Here is a 13,371-nt window from a genome sequence, read left to right as displayed (position 1 = left end):
AGCGAACACACAAGCGACTGGCGCGGCCATGCTCTTTTCCCTCAATGATCTGCAAGGTGGTGCAAATGCGTGGATAGATCAGGCGATTGTCACTGCAGCGGGTGCTGTGAATGTGACGGCACTGGAGAATGTGGCGCTTAGCGCGCAGCTGACCAGTAATGTTACCGCCACCACGAGCCTGGCGATGGGAAAATCGCTGGCAGTTAACGGCGCTATCGCCACAAATACAGTTCTCAGCGGTGCGAATGCTCATATCTCCAACAGCCAGATCACGACATCCGGCGTTGGTGCGCTGACCATTGATAGCAGGGATACCTCTTCTATTGATGCCTGGATTAATGCCACGACCAAATCAAACGGGGTTTCGATAGGCATAGGTTTGGCCTTTAACTCGATAGGCTGGCAATCGCAAAATTTCCTCTTTAGTACCATTGATACCCTGATTGGTACCAGCATTGCAGTCACTCAGCCTGATTTGATTACTGCCTATATGCAGAATTCGACAGCCATGATTGCCGGCGGAATCACTGTGAGTGCGAGCAGTAGTGCGCTTATAGCAGCGGATATTAAGGCGGCATCCAGCTCATTTTCGTTAAACAATACAGCTGCCAGCGTAGGCGCGCTAATCACGAAAAACATGCTCAACAACCAGGTTCATGCCTATGTTGATGGCGGCAACATGACTTCCAACACGGGTAATATCACTATTCAGGCGATGGACACATCCGTGATTCGTTCATTCACTATAGCTTCTTCGGTATCGGCTACGGTTATAGGCACGTCACCCTTGTCGCTTGGTCTGAGTATCGGACGAAATGAAATCACCAACGATGTTTCCGCCTATATCAACGCTGCCACGAGCGCTCAGGCTCTGGTTGGCAATGTCATGCTGCAGGCGAATAAATTCGCAACCATCACAGCAAAGGCTGAGGCTGCCTCGGCTAATGTGGCACTTTCAGGTACAGGTGGAGCTGGTGCTGAGTCAGTTAATATCATTGACGGTAATGCTGATGCGCATATCACAGGCAGCTTAAATATTGCGCCTGCTGCTGCGCTTTCACTTTCTTCGAGTGACCTGTCCACCATTACTTCTACTGCAGGGGCCGTGGCTGCTGGTGGTACAGCCGGGATAGGTGCTTCTTTTGCCTGGAATACGATCACAAGTGGTAGCAAATCTTTTATTGATGCTTCAACTGTCCATGCTGCGAGTGTGTTACTTGCGGCCAGTTCGACAAGAACCATTCAGAGCCTTGCCGCCGCCGGTACCGCTGGTGGAAAGGCCGGAGTTGCTGGTGCGGTGACATTGAATACGATTGGTGGTTTTGTCGATGCGCATATTTCGGGTATCTCAAATATAACCTCGGCCGTGGTTGCCACACTCACGACCAGTGATACCTCTACAATAAAATCGCTTGCCGGAGGTTTTGCCATTGGTGGCAAGGCGGGAATTGCCGGAGCAGATGCAACTAATACGATCACCAGCATCCTCACCTCCTACGTTGATGCTTCAGTACTGAGTGCAGGCAGCGTTTCACTTTCTGCCGCAGTAACACGGAACATTGATTCTAATGCAGTCAGTGGATCCATTGGTGGAACGGGTTCTTTGGCTGGTTCGGTGACGTTGAATACGCTTGGTGGATCCGTAGATGCACATATTTCGGGCGGTTCAAATATCACATCGGTAGGGACTGTTACACTTACTGTCAATGATGCCTCCATTATAAAATCGCTTGCCGGAAGTATGACTGCCGGTGGGCAAGTAGGAATTGCCGGAGCTCTTGCAACTAATACGATCACCAGCATTCTCACCTCGTACATTGATGCTTCGAGACTTAGCGCCGGTAGCATGTCACTTTCTGCTGTAGCAACACGAAACATAGAATCTATTGCTGCCAGTGGATCCGCTGGCGGAGCGGGCGCGTTGGCCGGTTCGGTATCTGTGAATAATGCCGGTGGCTCTGTCGATGTGCATATTGCGACCGGTGCAGCTATCACAGCTGCAGGCGGGCTGACACTTTCTGCTAATGATACATCTATCATCAGGTCTCTGGCCGGTGCAGTAAGTGGTGGTGGAACCATTGGCGTTGGCGCCTCTGTGACCACCAATGATATCACCAATAGCATCACCGCTTATATTAACAGTTCAACTGTCATTGCTGCCAGTGTTGCACTTTCAGCTGCAGCAACGCGAACACTTGAGTCGATTGCTGTCGCAGGTTCTGCAGGTGGAACCGTAGGTGTCGCGGGTGCAGTGACCACGAATAATCTAGGTGGTTCTGTGGATACGCATGTCGCAGTAGGCTCTAACCTTACAACTACCAGTGCGATTTCACTCACTGCAACGGATACATCCACAATCAGATCACTTGCCGGTGGTGCTGCCATCGGTGGCACGGCGGGAATTGCAGGTGCAGTTGCAACCAATAATATTACGAATTTGGTTCAATCCTATGTTGATGCTTCGACCCTAAATGCTGCCTCTGTTTCAATTTCAGCGACATCGACAAGATCCATTGAGACGATTTCAGCGGCCGCGGCCGGTAGTTTGGGGTTAGGGTTAGCAGGCTCGACAACAGTGAATGGTGCGGCTGGTAGCGTTGATGCGCATATCACGGGCAGCTCAAACATCACATCAACAGGTCTGATTGATGTTACTGCTAACCAGACAACCAATATAACAGCCAGATCGGGGGCCGCTGCGGGCGGGTTTGTCGGTGCTGCCGCCTCTGTAACCACTGCTGATGTCACTCATACGGTGAATGCCTATATCGGTGCGGGCACAACCCTCTCTGCGGCAGGAAATATTACAATCTCGGCCACAGGTAACGTCTCAGGTATAGGAGCAGAAACCTATGTCGGTGCCGGTGGCATCGTGGGTGCCTCTGCTGCGGTGGCGACCTTTCATTCAATCAATAATGTTTCTGCCTATATGGCAGGTGATGTGAGTAGGGCAAATAAGCTTGCGGTTTTGGCGACATCCAGCTCGACGGTTAAAGCTATCGGCTTTGGTGTAACTGTCGGTGGTGTTGCTGTGGGCGGCGTAGTTGCAACTGCCACAGAGACCGGCACTACCCAGGCTTATCTGGGCAATAATGTAGTGATTGGTGATCGACTTGCAGCCACGGCGTTGAGAGGCGTCAATAACCTTACTGTCGGTGCGCAGGCAACGGTTGATGTGAATGCACTCACAACAGCTGCTGCTGCCGGTATTGCATCGGGTAGTGGTGCGGATGCGGCTGCAACTGCAACACCAACAGTAAAAGCGTATATCGGTACAGGGGCATCGATTGGTTTGATCGGGTCACACAATCAGTATGCCATTGCGCTGGGGCAGGCCAGAGCCGATGCAACCGGTGCGGCAGCGGGTGCACTTGCTGTTGGTGCTTCTCTGGCATCGGCGACATGGACTGGCAATATCGATAGCTACATCGGTGCGAACACTGTCATTGTCGCCGGCGGCAACGTGAGTGTGAAAGCATTCGACAATTACGATGTGAATGGTTTGCGGCTGGCTGCCAATCTCAATCAGGCTACGACGACCTCTGTAGCCGGCGCGCTACTAGGTGGTACAGGTGCCAGCAGTGCCGTCAATAGCAGTGCCATCACCAAGGCACATGTAGATGGCGGGACATCGCTTACAGCCGGTGGCAATATCGATCTGCTTGCGAAGTCGAGTCAACGCACTGATGCCTATGCCAATGGTATTGCTATCGGTTTGCTTGCCGCAGATGGTGTATCGATAGTAGTGAATAACCTGACCGATACGACGCAAACCTTTACCGGGGCGGGCGCTATCATGCAGGCGACCGGAAATGTCACGATTTCCGGAGCATCTCAGCTGGAAGTATTCCGCAGCGATGCTGTCGGTGCTGGCGGCGGATTGCTGGCAGGCATGACTACTGATGCCACAGCTAGCTTGACTGCAAGTTTGGTTACCACGCTGGGCAGTAACTCCAATATAAGTGCAGGCGGTATTCTTACTGTTGATGCGTTGAGTGATATTTATGGACGTGTCAGTAGCGGCATTACAGCAGGCGGTTTAATCGTCGATAACAAAGTCAACGCAAGGCTGACCACTGGGGTCACCACGAAGGTGGATATCGGTACAGGTAGTAGTTTAAGCGGAACGACGGTAAATCTTGATGCCAAGGTGATAAGGCTTAATCTTTCCGGTAGTGCATATTCCAAGACGATTGCAGCATCCTCAACATCTGATGCCAAATCGATTCTGAATACCACTGTGGCGACTGATCTGCTGCTCAATACCAGCGGTGTTGTCATCAATGCGGCGAATGCCGTGAATATGTTTGCTACCAATACAGGCGTTTCCGTACTCAGTCTGGGTACGGCCAGAATTCTTGCCGGCCTGACAGGCTCGGTTTTTGCTACGGGGCATAATAATGCCATACTCAATGCCAATATAAATGTGCTGGCAGGAACCAAAATATATTCGGATAGGGTAGTTGTAGAAGCCAATTCTCCTGTAGAAACAGTGACGAGCTACAATAAGACAGCTGACGCGAAAGCCGATACGGTTGTAAAACTGATTCTTACGGCTGTGGAAAAAGTGGTTGAAGTGGCCAGAACGGTGGTCTCACAAGTGACAAAGTGGTTACCATGGCCATTGGATGCGATCGTGGAAACTGTTACCACAGTCGTTTTTGATCAGGTTATCAAGACGTTTATGGAGTGGGTGGCAACTGCCTTTAACAGTGTTGTGACACCGACACTGGCGGGTACTTTTTCGAGCAACAGTTCGGTCAACCTCAATGGCGATATCTATCAGGGCGGCATTTCGACACCAACATTAACCATCAATGCTGATGGCTCGATCACTAAAGCCGGTCAGATTACAGCCACAACGGTAGGCAATGATGTGTTTGTTGACGCCATCAACGTCGGTAATCCGGGCGAAATTATTGTCAATTCGCTGGACGCGGGATTGATCACGGGCAATGTGATCGTGCATAAGAATAATGTTTTTGAGTCTGTAACGATCACCAATAATTCAAACAAGAGACTGATTGTCGGGACCATCCAGACCTATAACCCGAATCCGCCGGGTCCGGCACTGGCAGCGAATGCCGGCTCCGGAACCAATACACTGAATACAACCTATATCACGGATAGCACCAATCCACGCGCTATTACCATTCAGGGTAATACGGCATCGGATATCCTGTTTGCAGGTGTTGCGAATACACTGGGTTATATCACTACGGTGGGGGATACCGGTGGCAATATCTTGGGGCAGACGGGCGGACTGATCAAAGCGACCGCCCTGAGCATGACTACGAACACGGGTAGTATAGGTACGCTGGTCAATAAAGTGGCTGTTGATTTTCATCATCTGGCAGGCACTAATTCCAAGCCTAACCTCAATCCAAATCCCCAGTTGAACCTTTCCTCAGCCCAGAATGTAGTCATGGATATGGGGCTGAAACAAAGCCTGACTACAGCACCTGCTGCCGGTTATGCCATCAGTGCACTGGATATCAACAGCATCACCGCAGGTGGAGATATCACACTGACCGGACTGCAGCCGGAGTTGACGACAATCATCACCACCTCTACGCCGCAGTTGGTGCAGGTGAAGGACAGCCTAGGCAATCAGATGATGCAGCAAAGATTAGATGCTGCAGGTAATCCTGTACTTGATCCACTTACGGGCAACCCGGTGTTGGAGCCGGTGCCGGATGCCATCATCAATGTGGCTAGCACTACAACTGCTGTTGGGGCACAGCCGGGTATCTATAACCTGCACAACATCAGCTCTGCAAACGGCAGTGTGAATGCCTCCATGATCTCCGGGAATATCAATGTCGGTCTGATCAATGCCAGCATCGGCACGGTTTCATTGCGTGCTTCCGGCTCGATAGCGGATATGCAGCTCGATGATCTGGCTCCGGTGAGCAATATCAATGCAAACAGTGTGATGCTGACAGCTGGAACTATCGGTCAGGCGGGCAATTATCTGGAAGTGGATAGCGCTCAGACAGGCACTGTTTCGGCAGCGGTAACAACGGGAGACATGTTCATCAATGAACTGGTTGGAGATATGACCGTTGGTACGATTTCAGCCGGGGCTGGTGCCGTAAACCTGACAGCGGCAGGCAGCCTGCTGGACAGGGTTGGCTCTAGTCTAAGCGGTGGTACGGTAAATCTGACATCGCGTAGCGGCACAATCGGGACGGCTGCGAATTTGCTGGATATCGATTCGACAGTGCTGAGCGCTACAGCAGCAACAGATGCGTTCCTGAATGAGACAACTGGTGATATGAACATCAACACCGTTATCGCTAGCGCAGGCAGCGTGACGCTGCAGACTACAGCGGGATCGATGCTGGATGCCAATAATAATGGCCTGAGCAACATCAATGGCGCCCAGCTGTTCATGACTGCCAATGGTGGTTCAATCGGAACGGCAACCAACCTGCTGGATATCGATTCGACGGCATTACCAACAGCCGTAACAGCCACCGGTGCAACAGGGGTATATCTGAATGAAACGGCAGGAGAGCTGAATGTTCAGACAGCTACCGCAATGACGGGCAATATTATTTTAGCGACCACCGATGCCGCCACGGCGGGGCAGAATATTAACGTCAACGCCACCACGCAGATCAATGCAGTGGCAGGCAATGTGAGCTTGAATGGCGGCGATAATATCACAGTCGCCGTTGGTGGTTTGGTCAAAGCTGCAGGCGTGATTGCCTTCAATGCCGATCTTGTTGCAGATGCGGATGTTGGCACTGGTGCTGTTGTGACGATTGACGGGGTCTTGAGCGCGCCTTCTGTGGTGATCAATACAGGTAGCGACGATGATGCAGTGTATATTAACAGCGTCGCCAATACTGCTTTACTCGCCGTTAACAGCGGTGCAGGTGATGACTTGATTGATGTCTCGGCTCCCAGTGCTGTGACCACGCTGGATGGTCAGGATGGACAGGATCTTTACAACCTGTGGTTGCCTGCTTCCGGCAATGTGATTGTCAATGTGGATGATAGCGGTGTGATCGCCACGGGTGTTGATGCCTTGAATATCTTTGGTCGCGATGTGGCTGATGATTTCTTGTTTCGTGCCGGTGCCATCACGTCACTCTCAAAAAGCGCCTTGATAGTAGCATCATTTGATCAGGCCGAGCGCGTGAATTACACATCCAATGTGGAATCAATTTCGGTGTTTGGTCGCAATGGTAATGATAACTTCATGTTCGATGATACTAGTTCTGCAGTGACCGTGTATGGCGATGCCGGTGATGATACTTTTCAGGTCGGTCAGGTGTTCAAGTCTCAACGTGATGCGGCTGCAGGCCTTGCCATGGCCGATCAGTTCAATACCACGCTGACTACGGCGGGTTATCTGAGTAATGGCATTAGCCTGCCAGCCACGCTCTATGGCGGTATCGGTAATGACGCATTCACGGTCAATCACAATAAGGCTGCACTCTCTGTATTTGGTGAAGACGGCTCTGATAGTTTTGCCGTGCATGCCTTCGTTAAAGTAAATCCGGGCGATCCTGTTGGCCCTTATACCAATATCAATGGTGGTCAGGGCGCTGATTTTATCAGTTATGCGGTAAATGCGCCGGTGGCGATATCCGGTGGTGATGGATTTGATACCTTAACCGTTGTTGGTACGGATTCAGGTGATGATTTTGTCGTTGCTGCTGATGGCGTGTTTGGCGCGGGGCTGTTTGTCAGCTATGGAGGTATCGAGCGGGTAGTGGTTGATGCAGGGGCCGGTAATGATCGTTTTTATATAGCCAGTTCTGATCCGAATATCGATATTCAACTGCTTGGTGGTCTGGGAAGTGACACGTTCAATGTGTCGGGCGGCACTGCTCCGGGACAACCAATTTCGTTAGTGAGTAACGCTTTGCAAGGGCATAGTGGTCTGATTAATCATGCGGTGACATCGGTCGATGCAGTCTTCAACAATATATTTGCTGAGAATATCGTTGCTAAAGTAGCCGATAGCAGTGCACCGGAAGTGGTCATTACCCCTGTTACAGGTCCGCTGCGTGTCTTTGAAGAACAGCTTAATGCGCCGACAGCAGCACCCTTTGTGAGCAATCGCTATCAGGTAGTATTGAGCAGCGCGCCGACTGAGACAGTAGTGGTGAATGCATTGCCTGTTGTGCCGCGTGTTGGCGCCGGAGTGATGGTGGGAACGACGCCTGCCAATATGAATGCGACCGGAACACAGCTGACATTTACCGTGGCAAACTGGTATATCCCGCAGACTGTCACCGTGACGGGGATCAATGATGCTTTGGCAGAGGGCACACAGTTTCTCGATATCCGTCATACCGTCAGCTCTGCAACACCAGAAGGTGCTTATGATAATATCAATGTGCGTAACCTGACTGTTGAAGTGGTGGATAATAATCTGCCTGGCATTGTGGTTGCGCAGACCAATAACCAGAGCATGGTCGCCGAGGCTGGTGCTTATGCCGCTGTCGATTCCTATCAGATGGTGATGACGCAGGCGCCGACTGGGAATGTTACCGTTGCTATTGGCGTGGATGGGCAGCTACAACTGTTTGCCGATGCAGCACTGACTCAACCCATCTCTACCCTGACCTTTACTACCGGCACGTGGATGACAGCACAGACTGTCTATATCAAGGCAGTGGCCGATGGTGTGGCTGAAGGCACGCATTATTCGCGTATCACACATACTGTCAGCAGTGGTCAACCCATGACTGTCGGCTCGATTGATGTGACTGTATTGGATAATAGTCCTGGCGTGGTGATTCATCAGTCCGGTGGCACAACCAATGTCACTGAATTCGATGCCGCCGTTGTGCCGCCGGCCAATCAAGTGCGTGATCAGTATGATGTGGTGCTGACTGCTGCTCCGACAGCCGATGTGTTTGTCAATGCTACACCGGAATTAACGCGCACCTACAATGCTGCTCTGGCCTTTGATGCTGCTGCGAATAATGGTGAACGGATTGCCAAACAGGTCGTTGTTGCAAGTCATATCGCTAAGATGGATATGGCAGGCCCAGTAATGGCAGGTGATGTATGGATATTAACGCTCAATGCTACGCCATACAGTTATACGGCCGGAACAGACCCGTTACTGCCGTTGTCACTGCAGGGAATAGCGGACGGGCTGATGGCAAACCTGCCAGTCGGATACACGGCACTGTTTGATGCAGCCGCCAATGTACTGACGATTGAGAATGCTGCGGCGATTTTCACCACGGCCATGACAGCACCGCTCACGGCATCTGTCGGCGTGCGTCAGGGTGTGCTCTTTACTACACTGAACTGGGATACCGCACAGCAGGTAACCGTGACCGCGATCAATGATAAGGTGGTGGATGGCAGCGATGCACTCGTTTTCGCTGAAATGCCGGGCAAAATTAATCTCATTAGAGGCCCGATTAACATTGATGCAGGTGCAGGGAATGCGACTTCTGTCACGACAGCTGCTCCGTTTATGCTGATTGGTGAAACCAATGAATACAAACCTGCCGGCAGTGCCTCAGCCATTGCTACAGATATTAATGGCAATGCCACACTGACCGACATTGCTATCACCTCCAGTGATCCTGCTGCTGTTGTAGGAACGCTGGAATTTGATCAGCGTATGAACAGCAACCCTTATGAATTCAGGATTCTCAGTGGTGCCGCTGTCGGTACTGTTATGCAGGTGCTTTCAGTCACAGGTCAGACTGTAACATTCAAGACACCGTGGCCGATAGATTTGCTGACAGGGCTACCCTTAGTGCCGGCGATCGGTGATACGTATACTTATGCTGCTGTGAATGCGAATACTACAGTGATTGAATCTAATCAGGTGGATGCCATCAATGTGTTCAATCAGAACAGTATTGCCAATGCAGCCGGTACGCTGACGGGTACACGTCTGTTTGGCTTTGGCATGGGACCGGACTCGCTCATCGGTGGGCAGTTAATCAATGGCGGCATCAGCTACAGCAATGTTGAGTCATTCAATCTGCAACTGGGTTCGGGCAACGATATACTGGCGATTGATTCTACCATGACAGGCTCCACCTCGGTGAATACCGGCGGTGGTAACGATACGATCAATGCGAAAATGATTTCAGGTCATACCACCGTCTCAACCGGGTCAGGTGTGAATACGGTTAATGTAGGCAGTGATAAACAGGTGGTTGATCAGATCACGGCACTGCTCACGGTGGTCGGAGATGGTTTTAGTGCTACAGATACACTGAATATTAATGATAGTGGCGATACCAATAACAATACCGGCTATCTGACCAGTTCTACGCTGACCGGCCTTGATATGCCTACGGTGCGTGAAGTGCAAACAATTCTGGTTAGTGGCGTGACGGGTGATTTCACCCTGAATATTGCAGGTATGGTTTCATCAATACTGACCTATGGCATGACTGCACTGCAAGTGCAAACGGCTGTGCAAACGCTCTATGGCGATGTGAATAACGAGATCTCTGTCATCAAGGAGGGTGATCTTTACAGCGTATTCTTCGGTGGTGCATTGGCCGGTTTGAATCAGCCTCAGATGAGCATTGGTGATGTTTCCTTGGTTGCGAATCTGAATGCAACGCCGCAACTGGTCACCGCGACCTTGCAGGATGGTACGCTAACGCCTGCGCTGAATGTGGTGCAGACATTGGCCATGAATGCGATAGCAGGCTCTTTTACTCTAAGCCTGTTGGGGCAGATCACCGCAGCGATTGCTTATAATGCTTCAGCGGCAGATTTACAGGCGGCGCTCGACCCGGTTCTGAATCCGAATAATAGTAATCCGAGCTTGCCGTACACCAATAATGTGGTGGTTAGCAAATATGGTGAGGTGTTCCAGATTACCTTCCAGGGTGAACACAAAGGCTTGCGTCTGACTGCTGCGGATGTGAACGGTGCAGGTTTGACCGCTGGCACGACTCTCAGTGATGGTACGCTGGCTGGTGGCGGGGCGATCTCACTGCAAACCCGCACAGATGGCATGAACTATTACAATATTGATACGATGAATATTGATCTGGGCAGCGGTGCTGACGTGTTCAATGTGCAGGGTACTAGTGCTGTGACCAATCTGAACAGTCAGGCAGGCAACGATACTATTAACGTATCATCGCAGGCACCGGCCAATCTGGGTGATATCCATATCTCTGCTCATGCACCGAACCTGCCCGGCATACTTGATCTGGTGCAGGGCACGCTGAATATCAATGCAGGTGCCGGTAATAATCTGCTGCAGATTAGCGATCAAGGTTCATTGATCGGCGATGCTGCGGTCTTGATCTCCAGTAACCTGATCAGGGGATTGGCACCAGCTGATATCCGCTATACGGCAAGCGGCGGTAGTTTTAGTCCTGATATCAATATTTGGACAGGCCAGGGTAATGATACGATCACGGTTGAAAGCGTGCGCAGCGAGGCCATTACCTCTCTGATGACAGGAGCCGGTGACGATAGCGTTACGGTGGCCGCAACGCATACCGCCGGACAGCTAGTGGTGGATGGAGAAGCTGGAAATGACACCATCAATGCGGCAGCTACCTCGGCAACGATGGTGCTGATTGGCGGTGTTGGGGCTGATACGATCACCGGTGGCGTCGCCGCTGATACTATCTTCGGCGACGATGCGCATGTGGTTCATAATCACATCACAGCAAGGCCAACCATTGATCGGGTGGAGTCGATCAATACTACGCAGGGTGGTAGCGATACGATAAGTGGCGGAGCAGGCGGCGATGCGATCTTCGGCGGCTTCGGTAATGACATGCTCAATGCTGATGCCGGTAACGACATCATCATGGGCGAGAACGGTGTGCAGGTGCGTAATGACGGCAGTCTGCAGGCCAATGACATCTATGCCATTGATAGTACGGTGTTTGGTGCCGATACGATCAATGGCGGGCTGGGTAATGACATCATTATCGGTGATTTCGCCTATATTACCCGTGATGCAAATCGACAGGTTCAGCATATCACGTCGCTGTTCACGGCGTTCGGTGGCAATGACACGGTGAATGCCGGTAACGGCAATAACATCGTCTTTGGTGGTGCAGGAAACGACACCATTAGCTCCGGTGCCGGTAACGATATTATCTTCGGTGATAATGGCATCATCACTTATGCGGGAGCCACACCGGGCACTATTTCTACACTGGATCCAGCTATCGGAGGCGATGATACGATTGTCTCCGGTGCCGGTAATGACATTGTGTTTGGTGGTTGGGGCATGGACGCCATTTCCGGTCAGGCAGGCAATGATATTCTGATTGGCGATAGCGCTAAGGTTATCATTACTGGTAATCAGACCGTTATTCAGACAACCGATTATTATATTGGCCAGAACGATTGGATTAGCGGTGGAATCGGAAACAATATGATGTTCGGTGGCTTTGGCACTAGGGATATTCTGGTGGGTACACTGGCCAGTGATGTGATGATGGGTGACAATGGTCGGGCCGTGCTGCTCAATGGTATGGCGCAAAGTATTCTTTCCTACTCCGTAGTGGTACTGGATCAAATTTCCGTGGTGATGGCGAATCTATACGGTTCGAGTTTGCTCTCTCCAAGTAGTTGGCAGTTACCAGCCGTGATTCCGACTTACAATGGACCTGACCTATCTAATACTGATATAAAGCAAATTACTGCATCCTCATATGGTAGAGCACACCGGACGTACAGCCATAGCCAAACAGATTCAATCCAGCCGACTTCTGTTGGTGAAGATGATGGCAGCTTACCTGCAGAGCAGCATACCGTGCCAGATGAGCCAGTTCTTTTGCCGCAAGAGCTGAATTTATTGCCGGAAGATCCAGATGCATTACCTGAAGGGGTTATTATCCTCGAAAATTCTGGGAATCTACCTGTTGTTGCCCCGGATCAGTTAGAGCATGATCAGCCTCTTGAAGATGAAAATAAGCTACTAGATGGTGACGCTAAAAATGATGAACTGCTGGGCGTTGGCTTGATTGCTCTTGCCGGCTGGCAGATGAATCGTAACAGTTCGATGATGCAGGAAGATGCGTTGAAAAAGCAAAAATCCCGCAAGATTCGTTGGTAAAATCAATATGAACTATGGAGAAGTAAATGGCAGATAAGAAAGATACAGCAACAGCAGAAGCAGCACAGGGTCCACGCAGCATTAAATGGGACGACAGTAAGATGCAGAGCACCTATGCCAATGTGTGCAATGCGGCGAGTACACGCGAAGAGGTGTCGCTCTTTTTCGGTACCAATCAGGCATGGAATCCGACAGAGTCTGAGCTGACCGTGGAATTGACTGACCGTGTTATTCTCAGCCCATTTGCTGCCAAGCGTTTGAGCCTGTTGCTGGAGAATACACTGAAAGAGTATGAATCCCGATTCGGTGAATTGAAGCTTGATGCATAAGTA

2 protein-coding genes are annotated in these 13,371 nt (G+C 50.9%); both read left to right on the top strand.

Annotated elements, in window-relative coordinates; translation table 11 throughout:
* Positions 1-28 precede the first annotated feature (28 nt).
* Entirely contained in the window at positions 29-13,039 is a 13,011-nt protein-coding gene (locus tag D8Y20_RS09800; protein WP_121543222.1) for a calcium-binding protein, read from the top strand.
* Between the two features lie 26 nt (positions 13,040-13,065).
* Complete coding sequence (locus D8Y20_RS09795) at positions 13,066-13,368, top strand: DUF3467 domain-containing protein (protein ID WP_121543220.1); 303 nt, start codon at positions 13,066-13,068, stop codon at positions 13,366-13,368.
* Positions 13,369-13,371: the final 3 nt, after the last annotated feature.

The sequence above is a fragment of the Mariprofundus sp. EBB-1 genome (assembly GCF_003665155.1).
GTDB lineage: Bacteria > Pseudomonadota > Zetaproteobacteria > Mariprofundales > Mariprofundaceae > Mariprofundus.
Note: the sequence above shows the minus strand (reverse complement) of the source record. Positions and strands in the feature narration are given on the sequence as shown.

What these genes read in the sequence shown, in the direction of transcription:
- D8Y20_RS09795 (WP_121543220.1), top strand. Translation starts at nt 13,066, where the DNA reads ATGGCAGATAAGAAAGATACAGCAACAGCAGAAGCAGCACAGGGTCCA.
- D8Y20_RS09800 (WP_121543222.1), top strand. Translation starts at nt 29, where the DNA reads ATGCTCTTTTCCCTCAATGATCTGCAAGGTGGTGCAAATGCGTGGATA.